18 protein-coding genes are annotated in these 21,758 nt (G+C 58.3%); 9 read left to right on the top strand and 9 right to left on the bottom strand.

What is annotated here, in order from left to right:
• Positions 1–247: 247 nt before the first annotated feature.
• Positions 248–2,107 carry a putative phage tail protein gene (locus tag AC6I7J_RS20820; protein WP_264251768.1) on the top strand — a complete coding sequence of 620 codons (1,860 nt, stop codon included), beginning with the start codon at positions 248–250 and terminating at the stop codon, positions 2,105–2,107.
• Between the two features lie 40 nt (positions 2,108–2,147).
• Here AC6I7J_RS20820 and AC6I7J_RS20815 read toward each other — a convergent pair whose 3' ends face one another.
• Complete coding sequence (locus tag AC6I7J_RS20815) at positions 2,148–3,440, bottom strand: glycoside hydrolase family 10-like protein (protein WP_498007473.1); 1,293 nt, start codon at positions 3,438–3,440, stop codon at positions 2,148–2,150.
• A gap of 172 nt (positions 3,441–3,612) precedes the next feature.
• Between AC6I7J_RS20815 and AC6I7J_RS20810 the strand changes: the two genes are divergently transcribed.
• On the top strand, positions 3,613–3,933 hold the full coding sequence (locus AC6I7J_RS20810) for a hypothetical protein (protein ID WP_498007265.1): 321 nt from the start codon (positions 3,613–3,615) through the stop codon (positions 3,931–3,933).
• Positions 3,934–3,964: 31 nt separating this feature from the next.
• Here AC6I7J_RS20810 and gabP read toward each other — a convergent pair whose 3' ends face one another.
• Positions 3,965–5,362, bottom strand: coding sequence for a GABA permease (gabP, locus tag AC6I7J_RS20805; RefSeq protein WP_021509088.1), 1,398 nt, complete (start codon positions 5,360–5,362; stop codon positions 3,965–3,967).
• 104 nt (positions 5,363–5,466) lie between these two features.
• A complete protein-coding gene (gene gabT, locus AC6I7J_RS20800; protein WP_498007264.1) occupies positions 5,467–6,720 on the bottom strand; it encodes a 4-aminobutyrate--2-oxoglutarate transaminase in 1,254 nt (417 codons plus the stop codon).
• A 109-nt stretch (positions 6,721–6,829) separates the two neighbouring features.
• Here gabT and pdxR point away from each other — a divergent pair, with 109 nt between their 5' ends.
• The gene (gene pdxR / locus AC6I7J_RS20795; RefSeq protein ID WP_211072895.1) at positions 6,830–8,323 is read left to right on the top strand and encodes a MocR-like pyridoxine biosynthesis transcription factor PdxR; all 1,494 of its coding nucleotides are present in this window, start codon (positions 6,830–6,832) and stop codon (positions 8,321–8,323) included.
• A gap of 14 nt (positions 8,324–8,337) precedes the next feature.
• On the opposite strand, the gene AC6I7J_RS20790 is transcribed toward pdxR, so the two are convergent.
• The gene (locus AC6I7J_RS20790; RefSeq protein ID WP_498007263.1) at positions 8,338–9,201 is read right to left on the bottom strand and encodes an aldo/keto reductase family oxidoreductase; all 864 of its coding nucleotides are present in this window, start codon (positions 9,199–9,201) and stop codon (positions 8,338–8,340) included.
• Between the two features lie 97 nt (positions 9,202–9,298).
• On the opposite strand from AC6I7J_RS20790, the gene AC6I7J_RS20785 reads away from it, so the two are divergent.
• A complete protein-coding gene (locus AC6I7J_RS20785; protein WP_058759128.1) occupies positions 9,299–10,210 on the top strand; it encodes a LysR substrate-binding domain-containing protein in 912 nt (303 codons plus the stop codon).
• On the opposite strand, the gene AC6I7J_RS20780 is transcribed toward AC6I7J_RS20785, so the two are convergent.
• Positions 10,191–10,793 carry a TetR/AcrR family transcriptional regulator gene (locus AC6I7J_RS20780; RefSeq protein ID WP_021509093.1) on the bottom strand — a complete coding sequence of 201 codons (603 nt, stop codon included), beginning with the start codon at positions 10,791–10,793 and terminating at the stop codon, positions 10,191–10,193. The genes AC6I7J_RS20785 and AC6I7J_RS20780 overlap by 20 nt on opposite strands.
• Positions 10,794–10,922: 129 nt before the next feature.
• Between AC6I7J_RS20780 and AC6I7J_RS20775 the strand changes: the two genes are divergently transcribed.
• On the top strand, positions 10,923–11,315 hold the full coding sequence (locus AC6I7J_RS20775) for a RidA family protein (protein WP_021509094.1): 393 nt from the start codon (positions 10,923–10,925) through the stop codon (positions 11,313–11,315).
• Positions 11,316–11,398: 83 nt separating this feature from the next.
• On the opposite strand, the gene AC6I7J_RS20770 is transcribed toward AC6I7J_RS20775, so the two are convergent.
• The 4 genes from AC6I7J_RS20770 to AC6I7J_RS20755 all read right to left on the bottom strand — a co-directional run bounded on the left by AC6I7J_RS20770 (position 11,399) and on the right by AC6I7J_RS20755 (position 16,302).
• Positions 11,399–12,865 (bottom strand): pyridoxal phosphate-dependent decarboxylase family protein, encoded by a 1,467-nt coding sequence (locus AC6I7J_RS20770; protein ID WP_264251765.1) that lies wholly within the window; start codon positions 12,863–12,865, stop codon positions 11,399–11,401.
• 12 nt (positions 12,866–12,877) lie between these two features.
• The gene (locus tag AC6I7J_RS20765; RefSeq protein WP_021509096.1) at positions 12,878–14,260 is read right to left on the bottom strand and encodes a diaminobutyrate--2-oxoglutarate transaminase; all 1,383 of its coding nucleotides are present in this window, start codon (positions 14,258–14,260) and stop codon (positions 12,878–12,880) included.
• Positions 14,261–14,475: 215 nt separating this feature from the next.
• Complete coding sequence (locus tag AC6I7J_RS20760; protein ID WP_498007262.1) at positions 14,476–15,240, bottom strand: prepilin peptidase; 765 nt, start codon at positions 15,238–15,240, stop codon at positions 14,476–14,478.
• Between the two features lie 846 nt (positions 15,241–16,086).
• Complete coding sequence (locus AC6I7J_RS20755; protein ID WP_227746467.1) at positions 16,087–16,302, bottom strand: hypothetical protein; 216 nt, start codon at positions 16,300–16,302, stop codon at positions 16,087–16,089.
• A gap of 457 nt (positions 16,303–16,759) precedes the next feature.
• Between AC6I7J_RS20755 and arnB the strand changes: the two genes are divergently transcribed.
• From arnB to arnD, 4 genes are read left to right on the top strand one after another with little or no spacing between them, the layout of a single operon-like run.
• A complete protein-coding gene (gene arnB, locus AC6I7J_RS20750; protein ID WP_152390775.1) occupies positions 16,760–17,896 on the top strand; it encodes a UDP-4-amino-4-deoxy-L-arabinose aminotransferase in 1,137 nt (378 codons plus the stop codon).
• A 1-nt stretch (position 17,897) separates the two neighbouring features.
• Positions 17,898–18,884 carry an undecaprenyl-phosphate 4-deoxy-4-formamido-L-arabinose transferase gene (gene arnC, locus AC6I7J_RS20745; RefSeq protein ID WP_021509379.1) on the top strand — a complete coding sequence of 329 codons (987 nt, stop codon included), beginning with the start codon at positions 17,898–17,900 and terminating at the stop codon, positions 18,882–18,884.
• Positions 18,881–20,860 (top strand): bifunctional UDP-4-amino-4-deoxy-L-arabinose formyltransferase/UDP-glucuronic acid oxidase ArnA, encoded by a 1,980-nt coding sequence (gene arnA / locus AC6I7J_RS20740; RefSeq protein ID WP_058759134.1) that lies wholly within the window; start codon positions 18,881–18,883, stop codon positions 20,858–20,860. Before arnC ends, arnA begins: the two co-directional genes overlap by 4 nt.
• The gene (arnD, locus tag AC6I7J_RS20735) at positions 20,857–21,741 is read left to right on the top strand and encodes a 4-deoxy-4-formamido-L-arabinose-phosphoundecaprenol deformylase (RefSeq protein ID WP_498007261.1); all 885 of its coding nucleotides are present in this window, start codon (positions 20,857–20,859) and stop codon (positions 21,739–21,741) included. Before arnA ends, arnD begins: the two co-directional genes overlap by 4 nt.
• The last annotated feature ends 17 nt before the right edge of the window (positions 21,742–21,758 follow it).

Raw genomic sequence — 21,758 nt, 5'->3', positions numbered from 1 at the left:
TTCTTCTTCGTAAGTCAAATTAATCAGAACGTTCGTACCGGCGATTACCACAATTATTCTGCGATAAATCTGTAAAACGTAATTTTGTCGCTTCGCTTTCCTTCCGGAATCATATCGTTATTCTGTTCCGGCAAATCACCCCGCTGAAAAGCTCCCGTATAACCTGGCACAGGTCAATATATTAATTTTCAATCACTTATACTGCTGATGCTCTGTCGTATTACGTTAATAATTTATGGGGAACACCATGGCGAATACATCTGGCACCACCAGCACTACCACACCATCTGCCACCGGGACGGTGATTCAATTACATACCATTGACGATTTACGTAAACAGGAACCTGTTTCGATTGGCGAAATTGCGTCGGTGCTGGAATACAGCCGTGGCAGTCGGATGGGCGGCGGCGTGTTTGTCTACGATGCCACCGACAACAGCACGCCCGATGACGGCGGGCTGAATTTCGTGACGTCCGGTAAAAAGCGCTGGAAAAGAGTGGTCCTCGATTATAGCGCGGTCACGGTGGTGGATTTTGGCGCGATAGCCGATGGCACCACCGATTGTATTGATGCGGTAATCCGCATGTTTAAATGGTCGCAGCGTGTATTACCCTCCGCAGGCATTCGCTTTACTGCCGGTGAGTTCAGCCTGTCCGGCTTTGATTTAGCGGAAGTGCTGGGCAGCGACAGAGAGATTAACCGCTTTAAAATTTCCGGCGCGCCGGTCAACTTCGGTTATTTCCCCACCACCACGCTGAAATTTAACTGGGGACCGAAACCGCGCAAAACCCATTTCTTTAGCGTACGCGCACGCTATGTGGAAATTTCCGGCTTTGTGGTGAAAGGCATGAGTTCTGACAGCGGCGAAGACGGCGGCACGGCGTTTAATAATGTCGGCTTCTTTACCAACAGCATTATCGGTGGCCAGTTTCTGCGCGTCAGCAGCATGGAGTTTCGCTACCTCGGCGGGCGGGCACTGGAACTGATTGACACGCTGGACTGTAAAATCGACCAGTTTTATTCACGTGGTTGTCAGGGCAGTATTGTCTATGCGCGCTGGTCCGATCGGGAAAAAGGCGCCTGGGATCATTCGACCGCCATTGAACTCTCCAACTTTAATTTGCAGCGCAGCACCAGACAGCCGGTATTCGATCTGCCGCGCTGTACGCAATCGTTTATTCGCAATGGCTGGATCGAGCACTCCGAATTTGCCGGCGATCTCACCAATGGTCAGTGGACCATTGAAGGGCTGGTAATTGAATCGACGCAAAATCCCATGAAAATGGGCTATTGCCGCGCGATGATTATCCAGAAAAGCGTGCACCGCGACAGCGCGGGTTTTGACTTCAGTAAAGAGGGTATTGAGCCATGGACGCTGCTGGCGGAGGGCGATCGTGGCGTGATGGAGATTTCCGATCTCGGCGCGATCATTCAGGGATCGCTGAGTTATGACTTCACCACCTCGCAGCATCACATGGATAACCGTGGCAAAGACGCGAAATGGTTTTACGTCGGTGAATTTAATTTTTCCGACGCCACCTCACAAATTCACGTGCGCATTGTCGGCAGTGCGCAGTATGTTTCCCAGTCGGAAACGCAAACCGATTACAGCTACCGGACACCGGAGGGCGTGGCGCATATTTATCTGCAGGCGCGCAACGACGATAACACCATTGGCAGCTGGTACAGCGAAGGCTCCTCACCCGTAATTAAGGTGCATATCGAGGGCAAAGGCGCACACACCAAACTGTACGTTAAAATTGCGGCCTATACCGGCTTCTCGATTGCGCTGGTGGAAACCAACGGGCGCGATCGCTATCAGTCCGGTCAGTGTTTTATTTTCCGCAAAAGTTTTACCGCCTGCAGTGCGGAAGAAGCTACGGCGCTGGACAACCAGCCGGTCGTCGCCTTTGAACAGCACTGGGTGGGCAATAAAGATGTCGGCTTTGGCTACAACAATAATAAAGAACTGCTGCTGCGTGGGCCGTTTTTTGAACGGCAGGAGCAGGACGCCACGGGGAAGTGGATCACCCGCCGTTTCCTGAAAGTCCGCGTGAACGGCGTGCCGCGCAGTATTGAATTACTCGATCCGGATAACCCGCGCTAACGCTTCAGGCCAGCAGAGGAATACTGCTGGCCTGAATAAATCATTTTCCCCAGCGCTGACGTAAATAATCGACTGCCTGCTGCGTCTGCGGCTGATTAAGGTAATCTTCGCGAAACAGAATGGTGCCGTCGATGTGCGGCAGCGATTCATTCAGATCGAGCTGTTTTTTCAGTTCGGGAACGCCGCCCTGAACCGTCCAGTCCGGCTCACTTTTCGAGGCTTCACCCACCTTATACAGCGCCACGCCAATGTACAGCCGGGTGTGGGTTGGCTGTACCACATTGGCCCACCAGCGCGCCAGGACGTCATAGCGCGCAGCCTGGCGGGCAAACGGCCAGTAGAGCTGCGGCGCGATGTAATCCAGCAGGCCAAGCTGCACCCAGCGGCGCGTGTCGGCATAGGCTTCATCATAAGCCGCCGCACCGCGCGTATCGGAGCCGGCCGCATCGTGCGACAGATTACGCCATACGCCCGCCGGGCTGACGCCGAACTCAACGCCAGGCTTGAGCTGTTTTATCGTGCGGGAAACCTGTTCGATCAGCAGCTGGGTATTGTGCCGCCGCCAGTCGGCTTTGCTGGCAAAGCCCGCGCCGTACTGGCGGAAGGTGGCGCTGTCATTGAGCGGCGATGCCGCGGTTTCGGTGTAGAAATAGTCATCGAACTGAACGCCATCAATGGCGTAGTTTGACACCACTTCCGCCACGATGCTGGTGATCCAGTCGCGCGCCGCCGGAATGCCCGGATCGAGCACGAAGCGGTCGCTGGCGGTGCGGATCCAGTCACGATGCAGCACAAACACGCTGGCCGGCTGCAGCTGGAGCGTGTTGTTTAACGCCGTCACAGTCGCAGGTTTGGTATTGGTCGACACGCGATAAGGATTAAACCACGCATGCACCTTCATGCCGCGTTTGTGCGCCTCGTCGAGGATAAATTGCAGCGGATCGTAACCCGGATCCTGCCCGATATTGCCGGTCAGGGTATCGGACCATGGCAGGATACGCGAACGCCACAGCGCGGTGCCATCGGGCTTCACCTGGAAAAACACCGTGTTGATACCCAGACTATGCAGCTTATCCAGTTTGGCCGTCAGCGCCTGCTGCTGCTGGCTGATACGCAGTGCCGGGCTGGCTGTGACGGAGGATATCGGCGGCCAGTCGAGGCGCGACACCGTGGTGAGCCAGACGCCGCGCACTGGTTCAGCCTGCGCTGCGGGTTTAGCCGGAACAGGAGGTTTGGTCGGCGACGGAAACGGGGTGACCAGCGATTTTGGCGGCTCCGAGGCGCAGCTGGCCAGCAACAGCACGGCAGACAGCAGACGGGCGACGCGTTTAATGTGGGTAACAGAGAGGTAACGCGCTGAACAGGCTATGATAAACTCCGTTTCTTGTAGTCCGTTATTCGCAGGCGTTCATTCTCTGATCCTCAGACATAATGTCAAGACATTGGCTAAGATGAATGCCGCCGCGGCGCTGTCGCGCGTCCCGCATCTTACAGGAGTTCTCACTATGCAATACGAAGACCTTTATCGCCGCATTGGCCAGATCATTTTCAGCTGTGGCCCCGACGGTGCGCAGGTGCTGGTGGTGCAGGCGGAGCTGTTTGCCGATGAGGAGGGCGGGCAGTTTCAGTTTAACTACCTTGATGAAAACGGCGAACCGGACTGGTTCGAGCCGGACGCGCGCGCGATTGGCGATCTCAGTGCTGCGCTGAAAGACTTTCAGCAATACTTTATCGAACATGAGATGACTGAAGGGCAGCCGGTGTGGACGCACTGCACCGTGACGATTAACGTGGCGGAAGAGTCGATCAGTATTGATGTGCATTAACGGCGGGCTTCCGTGCCCGTCATGGCGAGCGTTACGAACGCAGCGCTACCATCTCCTCGCTGTTTTTACGCGCCGCGCGCTTGCGGTGCACTATCTGGCTGGCAACCAGCACCAGCAGCGTTAACAGCCCGGTGGCGATAATTTCTGAACGATGCTGCGCATTGAACAGCATTGACGTCAGTACGCCAACAATGAACACCATGGTGGCCCACGTCAGACCCGGGAACAGCCACATGCGATAGCTGAGCTGCTCGCCGCGCGCCTCGCGCTTTTTCCGCAGCACCAGATGCGAAGCGGCAATGACCAGATAAACCAGCAGCGCAATGGCGCCGGAGCTGGCCAGCAGGAACTCAAACACCGCGCTAGGCGCCAGATAGTTGGCGATCACCGCCAGAAATGCTGCGGCGGTAGACATCAGCACTGCGACCCACGGCGTGCCGCTGCGCGTGGTGCGCGAGGCCGCCGCTGGCGCATCCTGACGACGCGACAGGGAATAGAGCATGCGCGACGCGGTGTAAAGCGCAGAATTAAGACAGCTGCATACCGCGATCAGCACCACCACATCGACAATCTGCCGGGCATACGGCACGTTCATCATCTCCATCGCCGTCTGGTAAGACCCGGCTTTCATCAGCGACGGCGTGTTCCACGGTACCAGCGCCACCACCAGAAAGATCGATAGCAGATAAAACAGCGCGATACGCCAGATCACCGAGTTGGTGGCGTGGGTGATTTGCTTGCGTGGCTCATTGGATTCGGCGGCGGCAATGGTGACGATTTCCGTGCCCATGAAAGAGAACATGGTGGTAAGAATGGCGGCGAGCACGGCACTGATACCGTTAGGCATGAAGCCGTGAGTGTCGTACAGGTGTGAAATACCCTGCGTGCTGCTGCCGGGCAACAGGCCAAACAGCGCCAGGCTGCCGGCACAAAGGAAGGCGACGATAGCCACCACTTTCAGCAGCGCGAACCAGAACTCAAACTCACCGTAGTTTTTCACGCTGAACAGGTTGCTGATGGTCAGGAAGCTGGTGATCGCCAGCGTGTATTCCCACACCGCCACCTGCGGGAACCAGCCGTGCAGAATGGTGCCGGCGGCGTTGGCCTCCAGCGGGATCACCAGTACCCAGAACCACCAGTAAAGCCAGCCGATGGTAAAACCGGCCCAGCGGCCAAGGGACTTGTCGGCGTAGGTGGAGAAGGAGCCGGAGTCCGGTGAGGCGACCGCCATCTCCGCCAGCATGCGCATGATCAGTACCACCAGCGCGCCGGCGGCGATATAGGCCAGCAGCACCGCCGGCCCGGCTTCGGCAATCGCATGGCCGGAACCGACGAACAGCCCGGCGCCAATCACACCGGCAATCGACAGCATGCGCACGTGGCGGGGTTTCAGGCTTTGTGCCAGTACATCGGCATTCTGAGCAGTCATCAATATCTCTCCAGATCGTCTCTCAGGCAGGGCAGACCCCGCCTGTTATGCAGGTGAAACTTGCCTGCGCGCAGCAGGCAAGCGATCGGACAATGGGTGGAACGCTAAGGCTGGCTGAGCAGGCTGTCGAGAATATCCAGCGCCTGGCGGAACTGGGTATCCGGAATGGTGAGCGGATAGAGGAAGCGGATCACGTTACCCTGCGGGCCACAGGTCAGCAGCAGCAGACCGCGCGCCATCGCCTGTTGCTGCAGCGCCTGCGCCTGCTGCGCACTGGCAAACTCCACCGCTACCATTGAGCCCAGCGCACGCACGTCGGTAATCGACGCGTTAGCGCGGCGCGCGCGGTGCAGCAGTTCGCTCAGCGTCGCGCCCAGGTCGCTGGCGCGCTGGCACAGCTGTTCTTCGTCGATGACATCCAGCACCGCATGCGCGGCGGCAATCGACAGTGGATTGCCGGCGTAAGTACCGCCCAGCCCACCCGGACCGGGCGCATCCATGATGTCAGCGCGACCGCTCACCGCCGACAGCGGCATACCGCCCGCCAGACTTTTCGCCATGGTGATAAGATCGGGCTGCACGCTGTAGTGTTCCATGGCGAACAGCTTGCCGGTGCGGCCAAATCCGCTCTGTACCTCATCGGCAATCAGCAGAATGCCGTGCTCATCGGCCAGCGCGCGCAGCTGCGTAAGAAACTCTGCCGGCGCGATGTGGAAACCGCCTTCGCCCTGCACCGGTTCCAGTACGATAGCGGCCACATCCTGCGGCGCGATGTCGTGGCTGAACAGGTCGTGCAGGCTGGCGATAGCGTCCTCAACGCTGATGCCGGTCACCGCGTTAGGGTAGCGGGCGTGAAACACCGAGGCCGGCATCGGGCCAAAATCGCGCTTGTAAGGGGCCACTTTGCCGGTCATCGCCATGGTCATGAAGGTGCGGCCGTGAAAGGCGTTACCGAAGGTGATGATGCCGTGACGACGGGTGGCGGCGCGCGCCACTTTAACCGCATTCTCTACCGCTTCAGCGCCGGTGGTGAAAAAAGCGGTTTTGGCTTTACCGGCAATTGGCACCCGCTGATTGATGCGTTCCGCCAGCGCCACATAGCTCTCATACGGCGTGACCTGGAACGCGGTATGGGTGAATTTTGCTAACTGATCGGCAATGGCCTGCACGATGCGCGGATGACGGTGGCCGGTGTTGAGCACCGCGATGCCGCCAGCGAAATCAATCCAGCTATTGCCCTCAACATCACGCAGCGTGGCGTTTTCGGCCTGATCGACATACCACTGACAAAGATTACCGGTGCCGCGCGGCAGCGCGTCATCTTTGCGTTGTTGCAACTGGCTGTTTTTACCTTCCATAACCTTTCCTTAGCGATAAGCGTCTTTACAAATCACGACAAACACGCTTATTTATGCCTGCACTGAGCGCGGTTGCCAGAGCCAATTTCACTGAGAAGGATGGAGCCAATTGCGGAGTTTGTACGCCGATCATGTATTGGAACGACTACAGTTTGTCGCGGAAGGCACGCTGCAGCAGCGCCTGCTGCACTGCATGCAGGCGGCGATTGTAGAGGGCATTTTCCCGCGCGGCTCACGCCTGCCGGCGACGCGTGATTTAGCGCGCGAGCTGGCGGTGTCGCGTAATACGGTGCTCAACGTCTATGAGAATCTGGTCGCGCAGGGATATGTCAGCGCGCGCACCGGCAGCGGCACCTGGATTGCAGAAAACCTGCCGGAAGGGTGCCTGAACAGCGCGCCGGCGCTGCCGCTTAGTGAACCCCTGATGAGTAAACCGGCGGCGATCTCTAAACGCGGCGCCACGCTGCTCGGTCACGCCAATGCCTCGCCTTATCAGTGGGGTGCCTTTGTGCCCGGCGCGCCGGATGTGCGTGAGTTTCCGCATAAGTTGTTTAGCCAGATTCAGTCGCGCCTGAATCGCGAACCCGACATCGAGCGGCTGATTTACAGCAGTAACGGCGGCTGTCCGCAGCTGCGCCAGGCGCTGGCTGAGTATCTCAGCGTGGCGCGCTCGGTGCGTGCCGACGCCGATCAAATCATCATTACTGAAGGCATTCATCAGGCGGTGGATCTGGTGACGCGCGTGCTGTGCGACGCGGGCGATCCAGTGTGGATCGAGGAGCCAGGCTACTGGGGCACGCGCAACCTGTTACGCATTAACGGGCTAAAAATTCAGGCCAAAGCGGTGGATGAACAGGGCATTATCCCGGAGCTGGCACCGCGCAGCAAAGCGCCGAAGATGATTTTTGTGACACCGTCACACCAGTATCCGCTGGGTGTGCATCTCAGTCTGGAGCGGCGCAGACAGCTGCTCGACCTGGCGCGCAAACACAAAAGCTGGCTGGTGGAAGATGACTATGACAGCGAATTTCGCTTTGCCGGCCAGCCATTCCCCTCGCTGCAGGGCTTTGAGCCGGATGCGCCGGTTATCTATATGGGCACCTTCAGTAAAACGCTCTATCCCGCGCTGCGTCTCGGCTATCTGGTGGTACCAAAAGCGCTGGCGCAGCCGCTGCGCGTGGCGGCGGCCGAACTCTATCGCGGCGGGCATCTGCTGGTGCAGCGCGCGCTGGCGGAATTCATCCAGAAAGGCCACTACATGACGCATATCCGCCGCATGCGCAAACTCTATAGTCAGCGCCGGCGCTTTATGATGACGCTGATTGAGCGCTACCTGGGCGCGGCCTTTATGCCGGTGGTCAATCATGAAGCCGGGCTGCATCTGGTGCTGAATCTGCCCGCGGGCTGTGATGATGTGGCGATTGCCGCGCTGGCGCTGCGACGCGGCGTGAAGGTGCGGCCGCTGTCGCAATACTACATGCATCCGCAGGAGCGACGCGGTCTGCTGCTCGGTTACGCCTGCGTGGATGAGCGCCAGTGCCAGGATGCGTTTGGTGTGCTCAAAGCCTGCCTGATAGAAGCGGGCATCGCCGGGCGGGGATAGCCCCGGCGTGTGGCTTACGCCCGGCCAATGCTGTCCAGTTGCGCAACCACCTCCGGGCTCAGCGTCAGCGCCGCGCTGGCCAGATTTTGCTGCAGATGCTGCGGCGAGGAGGTGCCGGGAATCAGCAGAATATTATCTGAGCGTTGCAACAGCCAGGCGAGCGCCACCTGCAGCGTACTGGCGTTGAGCGTGCTGGCCACCGCGCTGAGCTGTTCCGACTGCAGCGGCGAAAAACCGCCGAGCGGAAAGAACGGCACGTAGGGAATGCCCTGTGTGGCCAGCTGGTCGATCAGCGCATCATCCTGACGATTGGCGAGATTAAACAGATTCTGTACGCAGGCAATCGGCGTCATCTGCTGTGCCTGCGCCACCTGACTGGCAGTCACGTTGCTCAGGCCAATGTGCCGAATCAGGCCACGCTGCTGCAACTTAATCATCGCCTCAATTTGCGGCTCCAGCGATCCTTCTGCTGGCCCATGAACGCTCAGCATCGAGCGTAAATTGACTACCTCCAGCACGTCGAGCCCCAGATTACGCAGGTTATCTTCAACCGCCTGCGTCAGCTCCTCCGGCGTGCTGGCGGGCAGCCAGCCGCCTTTGGCATCACGTCGGGCACCCACTTTGGTCACCAGCAGCAGATCGCTGGGGTAAGGATAAAGCGCTTTTTTGATCAGCTGATTGGTGATGTGCGGCCCGTAAAAATCACTGGTGTCGATGTGATTCACACCGGCAGCCACGGCATCGCGCAGCACCTGTAGCGCGCGGGCTTCATCTTTTGGCGGGCCAAATACGCCGGGACCGGCCAGCTGCATGGCACCGTAGCCGAGACGGGCAACCTGACGGTCGCCCAGCGTATAAGTAGTTGTAGCCTGTGACATGTAAACCTCCTTCATCGGATAGTGTTTAAATTGTAATCACAACGGTGCTGTGCGACTATCCGTGTAAATCAGGACAGACTGTACGGAGTGACGCACAATGGCGCTGGATATGGCGTTGCTGCATGCGGTAGTGGCGGTGGCAAAAGCCGGCGGGTTTCGCGAGGCGGCACGCATGAGCGGCAGCAATCCGTCGCGTTTGAGTGATGCGGTGCGGCGCGCCGAAGAGCAACTGGGCGTTCGGCTGTTCAATCGCACCACGCGAACGGTGGTACTGACCGAAGCGGGCCGGGCGCTGATGTCACGGCTGCTGCCCGCCATGAACGAAGTGGATGCGGCGCTGGATGCCCTGAACACGTTCCGTGACACGCCGGGCGGCACGCTACGGCTGAACGTGCCGGTCAGCGCGGCGCGGCTGGTATTACCGGCGATTGTGCCGGGATTTTTGCAGCGCTATCCCGACATCCGGCTGGAGATCGTGGCGGAAAGTAATGTGCAGGACATTTTTCGCGACAGCTGCGATGCCGGTATCCGTTATGACGATCATCTGGAGCAGGATATGGTGGCGCTGCCGATTGGTCCGCGCGTGCAGCGCTTTGCCGCGGCCGCGGCGCCGGCCTATCTGGCGGCTTACGGTACGCCGCAGCATCCGCGCGACCTGATGCAGCATCGCTGTCTGTATGGTCGTTATGCCACCGGGGTGACGGCCGAATGGGAGTTCAGCCGCGGCGCGGAACGCATCACGCTACAGCCGCAGGGGCCGCTGATTTGCAGCATCGGTGCGGCGATGGAGCTGACGGTGTCAACGGCCATCGCCGGTGCCGGCGTAGTGTATCTGTTTGAGGACTGGCTGAAGCCGGCGCTGGCCAACGGCAGTCTGCAACCGATTCTTGCCGACTGGTGGCTCAGCTTTCCCGGCCTGTGGCTGTATTACAACGATCGTCGGCTGATCCCGGCACCGCTGCAGGCGTTTCTCAGCTGGATACGCGAACTCAATGCGACGCCGGGTTGACCAGCAGCCCGGAAACCAGCAGCCGGAAGGCCTGCACCGCACGGGGCAGCGCCGCGACCGGCTCATCGGCAGCGGCAATCCACAGCGCGGCATTGAGCGCGGCGCCGTTGACCAGTTGCGCCGCCGCTTCGGTATCGACCGGTTTCACCGTACCTTCCTCAATCAGCTCCGCCAGCATGGCGGCGGTGGTGCGCAGACAGGCGGTCTGATTAGGCCAGCGCGACGGATCGCCCAGCACCGCCGGGCCATCCAGCAGCATGATGCGCTGGACTTCCGGCTCCAGCGACATCTCGATATAGGTAATGGCTTCCGCCAGAAACGCGTGCCAGCGAGTGTGATACTGCTGTCCGGCTGCGCGCATCTGCTCAAGAATCTCACCATCAATCTGGTCAATAACCGCCTGCAATAACCCTTTCTTATCGCCGAAATTATGATACAGCGCACCGCGCGTCAGCCCGGCGGCTGCCGTGAGGTCATCCATTGACGCTTCGCTGTAACCTTTCTGCGCGAACGCGCGTCGTGCAGCGGCAATCAGTTTGCCGCGTGTCTCTTCCACCTGGTCTGCCCGTCGTCTGGCTGCCATCGCTGTTCCTTAAATTTTGCATTGACATACGCCGCGTATGTAAAACATAGTAATACATACGCGGCGTATGTTAAAGCGAAAACGGGCATAGCTAACCCGCTTTCTTCTCTCATCTTCAGGAGTACGATTATGAACAAACGCGATGCTGTTTTTCCAGCGGGCCGTCAGGCGTTGTACAACATCAATAAATACTCTGCGGCGATTCGCTCCGGCGACCTGCTGTTTGTTTCCGGCCAGGTGGGCAGCCGGGATGATGGCACCGCCGAGCCCGATTTCACGCGTCAGGTTAATCAGGCATTTACTAACCTCACGGCGGTGCTGAAGGCCGCCGGTTGCAGTTTCGATGACGTGGTTGATGTCACTACGTTTCATACCGATCCGGAAGCGCAGTTCGCCACGGTGAACGAAGTACGGCTGCGCTTCTTCGGCGATGAGCCTTATCCCAACTGGACGGCGGTGGGCGTCAACTGGCTGGCGGGCTATGATTTTGAAATCAAGGTGATTGCGCGCATTCCGCAGTGAGCCAGCGTGCGGCGATCAGTCTGTAACCCATAAAAAAAGCCGCTAACCGTTGCCGGTTAGCGGCTTATTTACTTCACGCCTAATCAGGCGCTCAGCAATTGATCAGCAGTTTTTTCTACCAGCGCCAGCAGCAGCTTGATGTCTTCCAGCGTGACGGTCGGGTTCAGCAGCGTCAGCTTCAGGCAGGTCATGCCTGCATGCTCGGTCACACCGACATTAGCGCGGCCTGATTCCAGCAGCGCATCGCCGATACGCTGGTTGAACAGGGCGATCTGCGCGCTGTCGCTCAGCTGTTCTGGACGATAGCGGAACAGCACGCTGGCCAGCTGTGGCTGCATTACCAGTTCCAGACGCGGCTCAGATTCAACGAACTGCGCAACGTCCTGTGCCAGGCTCACACCGTGGTCGATAATCGCGGCGTACTGTTTCTGACCCAGCGCTTCCAGACCCATCCACAGTTTCAGCGCATCGAAACGACGCGTGGTCTGCAGTGATTTGGACACCAGGTTCGGCACGCCTGCTTCTTCATCGAACTCGGAGTTCAGGTAAGCCGCCTGATAACGCATCAGCTCATAGTGACGCGCGTCTTTCAGCAGGAACGCGCCGCAGCTGATGGTCTGGAAGTATTGTTTGTGGAAGTCGAGGGTGACGGAATCCACCAGCTCCAGACCATCCAGGTAATGACGATACTTTTCAGACAGCAGCAGCGCACCGCCCCAGGCCGCATCCACGTGCACCCAGATGTTGTGCTCAGCGGCGATGGCTGCGATTTCACGCAGCGGATCGATGGCACCGGCATCGGTGGTGCCTGCCGTCGCGACGATCGCCAGGATTTGTTCACCGTTGGCTTCAGCCTGCGCCAGTTTGGCTTTCAGGTCATTCACGTCCATACGGGCGAACTGATCCGACTTCACCTGCACCACAGACTGATAGCCGTGGCCCAGCAGCGCCATATTCTTCTGCACGGAGAAGTGGGCATTTTCTGAGCACAGCACTTTAATCTTGCGCAGATCGCCAGTGATGCCGTGCTGCTGCACGGAATGGCCCTGACGCGCATAGAAAGCGTCACGTGCCAGCATCAGGCCCATCAGGTTGCTCTGCGTACCGCCGCTGGTGAACACGCCCGCATCACCGGCCGGATAGCCAACCTGCGCACGCAGCCACTCAATCAGTTTGATTTCAATAATGGTGGCAGAAGGGCTCTGATCCCACGAATCCATACTCTGGTTAGTGGCGTTGATCAGCACTTCAGCCGCCTGGCTTACCACCAGGCTCGGACAGTGCAGGTGCGCAACGCACTGCGGATGGTGCACCGCCAGACTGTCTTTGAGGAAATATTCAATCGCACGTTCAATCGCGGCCTGGTTGCCCAGGCCGTTTGGATTGAAGTCGAGCGTGATACGCTCGCGCAGTTCGGCAACCGTTTTGCCCTGGTACATCTCAGGCTGTTGCAGCCACTGCACAACCGCGGCGCTGCTCTGGGCAATCGCCTGCTGGTACGCCTCAATGCTCGGGGCCGAGGCGGCCAGAATCGGGTTTACTTCAGACATTTACTCTTCCAGTCAAACAGGTTTGACGCCAGCGCCCAGCAGCGCCTGCTCAAATTTATCCAGGAACACGGCCAGCTCTTCGTTGCTGATCAGCAGTGATGGCAGCAGGCGCAGTACCGCACCATGACGACCGCCACGCTCCAGAATCAGACCGGCTTCGAAGCATTTTTTCTGCAGCAGTGCAGAGAGTTCGCCGTCGGCCGGGAAGCTGCCCATGTGGTCAGCTGGCTCGTGTGGCTTAACGATTTCGATACCGATCATCATCCCGAGGCCGCGTACGTGACCAATAACCGGGAAGCGTTTCGCCATCGCGTTCAGCTGGGCTTTCAGCCATTCACCCTGTTCTGCCACTTTGCCGGCGATGTTCTGCTCGGTCAGGATCTTCAGCGTCGCCAGACCGGTTGCCATCGCCAGCTGGTTGCCGCGGAAGGTACCGGTGTGGTGGCCAGGTGACCAGGCGTCAAACTGCTTTTTGATACCCAGCACGGCCAGAGGCAGACCGCCGCCCACCGCTTTAGACATCACGATGATGTCTGGCTCAATGCCCGCGTGTTCGAAGGCAAAGAACTTACCGGTACGGGCAAAGCCAGCCTGGACTTCGTCGAGGATCAGCAGAATGCCGTGTTCCTGAGTCACTTTGCGGATGCGCTGCAGCCACTCAGCTGGCGCCGGGTTCACGCCGCCTTCACCCTGAACCGCTTCGAGGATCACGGCCGCAGGCTTACGCACGCCGCTTTCAACGTCGTTGATCAGGTTTTCGAAGTAGTAGGTCAGGGCTTTCACGCCAGCTTCGCCGCCGAGGCCCAGCGGGCAACGGTACAGGTGCGGGTAAGGCATGAACTGCACTTCCGGCATCATGCCGTCAACCGCTTCTTTCGGCGACAGGTTGCCGGTCACGGACAGCGCGCCGTGCGTCATCCCGTGGTAACCGCCAGAGAAGCTGATTACGCCGCTGCGGCCGGTGACTTTTTTCGCCAGCTTCAGCGCCGCTTCAACGGCATCAGCACCGGATGGACCGGTGAACTGCAGGCAGTACTCTTTACCCTGACCTGGCAGCAGCGAGAGCAGAGATTCGGAGAACTGATCTTTCAGAGGCGTCGTCAGATCAAGAGTATGTAACGGCAAGCCGCTGGTAATGACATTTTGGATGCTCTGCAGAACATCAGGATGGTTATGACCAAGTGCCAGCGTCCCTGCGCCAGCCAGACAGTCAAGATATTGTTTGTTTTCAACATCCGTAATCCACACGCCATTGGCTTTGGCAATCGCTAAAGGCAACTTGCGCGGGTAACTCCTGACGTTTGATTCAAACTCAGCCTGACGGGCTAAGAATGCGTCGTTGTTTCCGTTGAATGAGTTGGCACCAAAAGTATCAATACGGACTTTATCCGTCATCATATCTCTCCTTCAACCGGGGCTCGAACAGGCTGGCCGATTGACTAGTTGAACAAAAAAGTATCAGTGGCTCAAAAAACGCGGCCAATATAGAGCCTTTTGACGCACATCACAATGATTAATTTTGTTTAGAATTGTTTATTCTTTTCATATAGGAATCAGGACGTTGGACAGAAACTGGCCACTTATTTTAGCGCCGCGATATGAACAGGCGATTAAATAATCGTGTGAATAAAAAGACTTATGCCCGCCAGTGCCAGCCACGGACCAAAGGGCAGCACGTGATACAGCTCGCGTTGCCAGCCTAATCGGGCCAGCAGAACAAACAAAATTGCGCCTGTGCAAGCCAGTAACAGCACAAAGGGTAAAAGCACCCAGCCGAGCCAGGCACCCAGCGCAGCCAGCAGTTTGGCGTCTCCGCCACCGAGGCCGGGGCGCTTGTTTATCAGCTGATAGAGTTCACCCACTAGCCACAGCGCGCTATATCCCGCTACTGCGCCGAACACGGCATCATTCAGCGTACCGGGCAGCCAGTGCAGCGCTTTGAACAGCAGGCCAAGCCACAGCAGTGAAAGGGTGAGAGCGTCCGGCAACAGCAGATGCTCAATGTCGATGAGGGTTAGCGCCAGCAGAATCCAGGCGAGCAACAGGGCGGCAGGCAGGCGGCTATCGGGCGGCAGCAACCAGGCCAGCGCCAGGCTGATCGCGGCGGTGAGCAGCTCCGTCAGCGGGTAGCGCAGGCTCACCGGGTGGTGGCAGTAGCGACAGCGTCCGCGTAACAACAGCCAGCTGAGCAGCGGCAGCATATCGATCGCGCGCAGCGTGGTCTGGCAGTGTGGACAGTGCGAGCGCGGCAGCAGCAGGGTAAGGCCGGGTTGCGGGTTCATTACCTGCTGCGGCAGGCGATAAATGACTACGTTGAGAAAGCTGCCGACACACAGCGCCAGCAGTGTACCGATCAGCCAGTAGGCGATTTCCATGAGGTTTTCTCCTGCTGTCCATGCAGCGTTGGGTTTTTCTGTCGCCATCAATAGCGACCGGGCAGGTCATGGCGCGGTTGCCGTGGAGGCGCATTTGTGCGTACCGGTGTAAACGGGGCGATTTTTGCCTGGTTGCACGACGGGTTGGCATAAAGGTGCCGCGTAACCCGTTTGCGCGATAAATCGCGCCGCTACCAGTTCTGTGCGGTTTGACGAAAGGTCGCCATAAATGGCGACCCTACAGGTTTCACAGGGTACGCATTTATGCGCACCGCGAAATCGCGCCGCTACGGATTTGTGCGGCTTGACGACAGGTCGCCATAAATGGTGACCCTACAGGTTTCGCAGGATGCACATTGATGCGCACCGCGAAATCGCGCCGCTACCAGTTCTGTGCGGTTTGGCGAAAGGTCGCCATAAATGGCGACCCTACAGGTTTCACAGGGGGCGCATTTATGCGCACCGCGAAATCGCGCCGCTACGGATTTGTGCGGTTTGACGACAGGTCCCCATAAATGGCGACCCTACAAAACCTGTAGGGTGCGCATTTATGCGCACCGCGATCTGTCGCTAACCCTGGCCGGTGTGCGAGAGGCACAATACGCCGGCGGAGACGGCGTGGCGAGCAGCAAAGCGGCGTTGCAGCGATTTGCAGCAGGATTTACGAGCGGGTTCCAGAGAACAGCGGAGATATAAGCGGGGGATGCCTGAGTGCTGTGTGCAGGCAATGACCTAATCGATGCGAAGACAGGCGAAAATCCAATCGATGGGCCAGTTGAGGCTGACAAAAATCTAATCACTACACCAGCGGAGACAGATACTAATCCAATCAATGCGCCAGCGAATTTACTGGCTCTGTTTAAACTGCTGCATGGCTTCCAGCACATTGCTGGTGGCGAGCGACATCACCCATTCGCTGTTGCGAAACACGTCGTAATGGCCGGCGTTATAGCGAAACACATACAGCTCACCGCGGAAACGCAATCCTTTTGTTTTCACGCCAATGTGATGCCGGCGCAGTGCTGCCTGTGAAAGTCTGTCAGTCGCGGTTCTCATCATCATTCTCCTGTCCAGCCTCTGGTGTCACTATCCCAGGGAAGAATAAGCAGCCAACCTTAGGATAACCTTAAGAACAGTATAGTCTCTTAGTTAATGTATTGAAAAATAGCCACTTTAATTGCCGTGTGTCGTCATGCAGGCCAATGATGTCTGATCCGATGCTGATTTCCGGCCCCGGCGCGCAATCTTCTACCAATCTTCAACATCACGTAAAAAAGTCAGCGTGCCGCTTTGCCATTTAATGTTCAGTTAAGTTTTCCCCCGTATTTTGGTTTCTTATAGCGATAAAACAGACCTGCTTAAGTTTTATTGCGCGCAGATGACAGCAGCCCTGCGAACGCACTCGTTTAAGTAACGTTTAAACAATAGGTTACAGGGTGTTTCATCAGGTTGTCATGCGCAGCAATAACGCTTGTTTTATTTTTCAGCATGTTTTCAGGCACAACAGTAAGGTTATCTTATGAGTTTCCTTCCGTTTTCGCGCCCGGCATTGGGTGAGGAAGAACTGGCCGCGGTGCAGGCGGTATTTGCATCGGGCTGGATTACCACCGGACCGCAGAATGCTGCGCTGGAGCAGGCGTTTTGCCAGCTCACCGGCAACCAGCACGCCATTGCCGTCAGCTCCGCCACAGCAGGCATGCACGTCACGTTGATGGCACTGGGTATCCAGCCCGGCGACGAGGTGATCACCCCGTCGCTGACCTGGGTTTCCACGCTCAATATCATTACGCTGCTGGGCGCCACGCCGGTGATGATCGATGTGGATCGCGATAACCTGATGGTGAGCGCAGAACAGATCGAAGCGGCCATTACGCCGCGCACCCGCGCCATCGTGCCGGTTCACTATGCCGGTGCGCCGGCGGATATCGACGCCCTTCGCGCCGTCAGCGCGCGCCACAATATCCCGCTGATTGAAGATGCGGCCCACGCGGTAGGTTGTTACTACAAAGGCCGGCACGTCGGGCAGCAGGGCACTGCAATCTTTTCGCTGCACGCCATCAAAAACATCACCTGCGCCGAAGGTGGCATCGTGGTGACCGATGACGCGCAGCTGGCTGACCGCCTGCGCAGCCTGAAATTCCACGGCCTCGGCGTCGATGCCTACGATCGCCATACCCATGGCCGCAAACCGCAGGCCGAAGTGATCATGCCCGGTTTTAAATACAACCTGCCAGACATCAACGCCGCGATTGCGCTGGTGCAGCTGCAAAAGTTGCCGGCCATCAATGCACGTCGCCAGGCTATCGCCGAGCGCTATTTGCGCGAGCTGGCAGATACGCCGTTGCTGCCGCTGGTGCAGCCGGCGTGGCCGCATCAGCATGCGTGGCATCTGTTTATCATTCGCGTGGACGAAACGCGCTGCGGTATCAGTCGCGATGCGCTGATGGAGCAGTTGAAAATTCATGACATTGGCACCGGCCTGCATTTCCGCGCCGCGCATACCCACAAGTATTACCGTGAAAGCTATCCGCAGCTCTCGCTGCCGGCCACCGAATGGAACAGTGAACGTATCTGCTCGCTGCCCCTGTTCCCCGACATGCACGATGACGATGTAACGCGTGTGATTGCTGCCTTACGCCACCTTGCGGGAGCCTGAGATGCTGGAAGAAAAACCGATTCGCAAAGTCTCCGTGGTGATCCCGGTGTACAACGAAGAACAGAGCCTGCCGGAGCTGGTGCGCCGCACCGACGCTGCCTGCCGCACGCTCGGCCTTGACTATGAAATCTTACTGGTGGATGACGGCAGCGCCGACCGCTCCGCGCAGATGATCGCCGATGCGGCGGATATGCCAGGCAGTCACGTGGTCGGCGTGCTGCTGAATCGCAACTACGGACAACACTCAGCGATTATGGCCGGTTTCAGCCATGTTTCCGGTGATGTGATCATTACGCTGGATGCCGATCTGCAAAACCCGCCGGAAGAGATCCCCAATCTGGTCAAAGCCGCGCAGCAAGGCTACGACGTGGTCGGCACCGTGCGTCAGAACCGTCAGGACAGCTGGTTCCGTCGCCGCGCCTCACGCACCATCAACCACCTGATTCAGCGCGTGACCGGCAAAGCGATGGGCGATTATGGCTGCATGCTGCGCGCCTATCGCCGCCACATTGTCGATGCGATGCTCAACTGCCACGAACGCAGCACCTTTATCCCGATTCTGGCGAACACCTTCGCGCGCCGCACCATTGAACTGCCGGTTACGCATGCCGAGCGTGAGTTTGGCGACTCCAAATACAGCTTCATGAAGCTGATCAACCTGATGTATGACCTGGTAACCTGCCTGACCACAACGCCGCTGCGTCTGCTGAGTATCGTCGGCAGCTTAATCGCGCTGGCCGGTTTCGCCTTTTCTCTGATCCTGATTGTGCTGCGCCTGTTCCTCGGTGCCAGCTGGGCCGGTGACGGTGTGTTCATGCTGTTTGCCGTGCTGTTTATTTTTGTCGGCGCGCAGTTTGTCGGTATGGGCCTGCTGGGCGAATACATCGGTCGTATTTATAACGACGTACGCGCCCGTCCGCGCTACTTCATTCAACGTGTTATCCATCCGCAACAAGATGCCCCGTCTGTACAGGAAATTAAGCAATGAAAACTATCGTCTTCGCCTATGCCGAAATGGGCTGTGCAGGCATCACTGCGCTGCTGAACGCAGGCTATGAAATCAGTGCCATCTTCACCCATGCGGATACCTCGCCGGAGAGCCATGCGTTTCCTTCGGTAGCACGCCTCGCGGCTGAGCAGGGCATTCCGGTTTATGCGCCGGAAGATGCTAACCATCCGCTGTGGGTGGATCGCATCCGCACCATGCAGCCGGATTTTATCTTCTCGTTTTATTATCGCGCACTGCTGAGCGACACCATCCTGAACTGTGCGCGGGTTGGCGCGTTTAACCTGCACGGTTCGCTGCTGCCGAAATACCGTGGTCGTGCGCCGCTTAACTGGGTGCTGGTCAACGGCGAGACGGAGACTGGCGTAACGCTGCACCGCATGGTGAAACGTGCCGATGCCGGCGACATTGTGGCGCAGCAGCGCGTGGCGATTGACCCGCAGGATAATGCGCTGACGCTGCACCGTAAGCTGGTGGCCTGCGCCGGCCAGCTGCTGGAAGGCGCGCTGCCGCCGATGAAGCGCGGTGAGATTGCCGCCACGCCGCAGAACGACGCGGAAGCGACCGTGGTCGGTCGCCGCACGCCGGAGGATGGCCGCATCAACTGGGAGCTGCCGGCGGCTAAAGTGAATAACCTGGTGCGTGCAGTCACCGATCCCTGGCCTGGTGCGTTTGCGTATGCCGGCACGGTGAAATTCGTGGTGTGGAAAGGGCGGGTTCACCAGGATGCGCCCAGCGCCAAACCGGGCACGGTGCTGTCAGTTGAGCCGTTCCTGATTGCCTGCGGCGAGGGCGCGCTCGAAGTGGTCACCGGGCAGAGCGACAACGGTGTTTACATGAACGGCAGCCAGCTGGCGCAGAGTCTGGGCATGGTGCCGGGTGCGCTGCTCTATTCGCAGCCGGTTGCTGCGGTGAAACGCCGCACGCGGGTGCTGATCCTCGGCGTAAACGGCTTTATCGGCAACCATCTCACCGAACGCCTGCTGCAGGATGATAACTTTGAGGTTTATGGCCTGGATATCGGTTCCGATGCCATCAGCCGCTTCCTGGATGAACCGCGCTTCCACTTCGTTGAAGGGGATATCAGCATCCACTCTGAATGGATTGAGTATCACATCAAGAAATGTGACGTGGTGCTGCCGCTGGTGGCGATCGCCACGCCGATCGAATATACCCGTAATCCGCTGCGCGTGTTCGAGCTGGATTTCGAAGAGAACCTGAAGATTATTCGTGACTGCGTGAAGTATAAAAAGCGCATCATTTTCCCGTCGACCTCCGAAGTGTACGGTATGTGTACCGATCAGCATTTCGACGAGGATCACTCCAACCTGGTGGTCGGACCGATCAATAAACAGCGCTGGATCTATTCAGTGTCGAAACAGCTGCTGGACCGGGTGATATGGGCCTATGGCGAAAAAGAGGGGCTGCGCTTTACGCTATTCCGTCCGTTTAACTGGATGGGCCCGCGTCTGGATAACCTCAACGCCGCGCGTATCGGCAGTTCTCGCGCCATCACCCAGCTGATCCTTAATCTGGTGGAAGGCTCGCCGATCAAGCTGATCGACGGCGGCGCGCAGAAGCGCTGTTTCACCGATATTCGCGACGGTATCGAAGCGCTGTTCCGCATTATCGAGAACAAACACAACAACTGCGATGGCCAGATCGTTAACATTGGTAACCCGGAGAACGAAGCCAGTATTAAAGAGCTGGCGGAACACCTGCTGGCCAGCTTTGAGCGCCACCCGCTGCGCGATCGCTTCCCGCCGTTTGCCGGTTTCCGTGAGGTAGAGAGCAGCAGCTACTACGGCAAAGGCTATCAGGACGTGGAGCACCGCAAGCCGTCGATTAAGAATGCCCGCCGCCTGCTCGACTGGACGCCAACCGTGGCGATGGATACCACCATCGACAACACGCTGGACTTCTTCCTGCGCACCGTTGAGCTACAGGAAAAGCCATGAAGCGAGTGGGTTTGCGTGTTGATGTCGATACCTGGCGCGGCACGCAACTGGGCGTACCGGCGCTGCTGCAGCAGTTCAGCCTGCATCAACTGCAGGCCAGCTTCTTCTTCAGCGTCGGGCCGGACAACATGGGGCGCCACCTGTGGCGCCTGATGAAGCCGCGCTTTCTGTGGAAGATGCTGCGTTCGCGCGCGGCCTCGCTGTACGGCTGGGATATTTTACTGGCCGGTACCGCCTGGCCGGGCCGCGAAATAGGTAAAGGGCTGGCTTCGATTATTCGCGCCACGGCAGATCACCATGAAGTGGGCTTACACGCCTGGGATCACTTTGCCTGGCAGACCTGGGCTGGCGTCTGGTCGCCACAGCAGCTGAATGCGCAGATTGCGCGCGGTAAAGCGGCGCTGGAAGCCATTTTGTGTGACAGTGTCACCTGCTCTGCGGTGGCAGGCTGGCGCGCCGACAGCCGGGTACTGGATGCCAAGCAGCCGTTTGGCTTTCGCTATAACAGCGACTGCCGCGGCAGTGGGCCGTTCATTCCGCGCCTCAGCGATGGCAGCCTCGGCACGGTGCAAATTCCGGTAACCCTGCCAACGTGGGATGAAGTGGTGGGCCAGCGGGTCAGCGCGGAGGGGTTTAACGACTTTATTCTCGCGCAGATACATACCGCCAGCGGTACGCCGGTCTATACCATTCACGCAGAGGTCGAAGGCATCGTCGGTTTGCCCGCCTTTGCCGATCTGCTGACGCGCGCGCAGCAGCAGGGCATCCGGTTTTGTCCACTGAGCGAGCTGCTGCCGGACGATCTCAGTACGCTGCCGCAGGGCCATGTGGTGCGCGGGCACATTGCCGGCCGGGAAGGCTGGCTGGGTTGCCAGAGTTAACATTTTACAGGACCCAA

The organism is Type-C symbiont of Plautia stali (genome assembly GCF_059730935.1).
Note: the sequence above shows the minus strand (reverse complement) of the source record. Positions and strands in the feature narration are given on the sequence as shown.

Bases quoted from the DNA above. Each gene is read 5' to 3' on its own strand.
- AC6I7J_RS20820 (WP_264251768.1), top strand. From the start codon at position 248: ATGGCGAATACATCTGGCACCACCAGCACTACCACACCATCTGCCACC.
- AC6I7J_RS20765 (WP_021509096.1), bottom strand. From the start codon at position 14,260: ATGACGGATAAAGTCCGTATTGATACTTTTGGTGCCAACTCATTCAAC.
- AC6I7J_RS20760 (WP_498007262.1), bottom strand. From the start codon at position 15,240: ATGGAAATCGCCTACTGGCTGATCGGTACACTGCTGGCGCTGTGTGTC.
- AC6I7J_RS20780 (WP_021509093.1), bottom strand. From the start codon at position 10,793: ATGGCAGCCAGACGACGGGCAGACCAGGTGGAAGAGACACGCGGCAAA.
- arnC (WP_021509379.1), top strand. From the start codon at position 17,898: ATGCTGGAAGAAAAACCGATTCGCAAAGTCTCCGTGGTGATCCCGGTG.
- arnA (WP_058759134.1), top strand. From the start codon at position 18,881: ATGAAAACTATCGTCTTCGCCTATGCCGAAATGGGCTGTGCAGGCATC.
- gabP (WP_021509088.1), bottom strand. From the start codon at position 5,362: ATGACTGCTCAGAATGCCGATGTACTGGCACAAAGCCTGAAACCCCGC.
- AC6I7J_RS20755 (WP_227746467.1), bottom strand. From the start codon at position 16,302: ATGATGATGAGAACCGCGACTGACAGACTTTCACAGGCAGCACTGCGC.
- arnD (WP_498007261.1), top strand. From the start codon at position 20,857: ATGAAGCGAGTGGGTTTGCGTGTTGATGTCGATACCTGGCGCGGCACG.
- arnB (WP_152390775.1), top strand. From the start codon at position 16,760: ATGAGTTTCCTTCCGTTTTCGCGCCCGGCATTGGGTGAGGAAGAACTG.
- AC6I7J_RS20810 (WP_498007265.1), top strand. From the start codon at position 3,613: ATGCAATACGAAGACCTTTATCGCCGCATTGGCCAGATCATTTTCAGC.
- AC6I7J_RS20785 (WP_058759128.1), top strand. From the start codon at position 9,299: ATGGCGCTGGATATGGCGTTGCTGCATGCGGTAGTGGCGGTGGCAAAA.
- gabT (WP_498007264.1), bottom strand. From the start codon at position 6,720: ATGGAAGGTAAAAACAGCCAGTTGCAACAACGCAAAGATGACGCGCTG.
- AC6I7J_RS20775 (WP_021509094.1), top strand. From the start codon at position 10,923: ATGAACAAACGCGATGCTGTTTTTCCAGCGGGCCGTCAGGCGTTGTAC.
- AC6I7J_RS20790 (WP_498007263.1), bottom strand. From the start codon at position 9,201: ATGTCACAGGCTACAACTACTTATACGCTGGGCGACCGTCAGGTTGCC.
- AC6I7J_RS20770 (WP_264251765.1), bottom strand. From the start codon at position 12,865: ATGTCTGAAGTAAACCCGATTCTGGCCGCCTCGGCCCCGAGCATTGAG.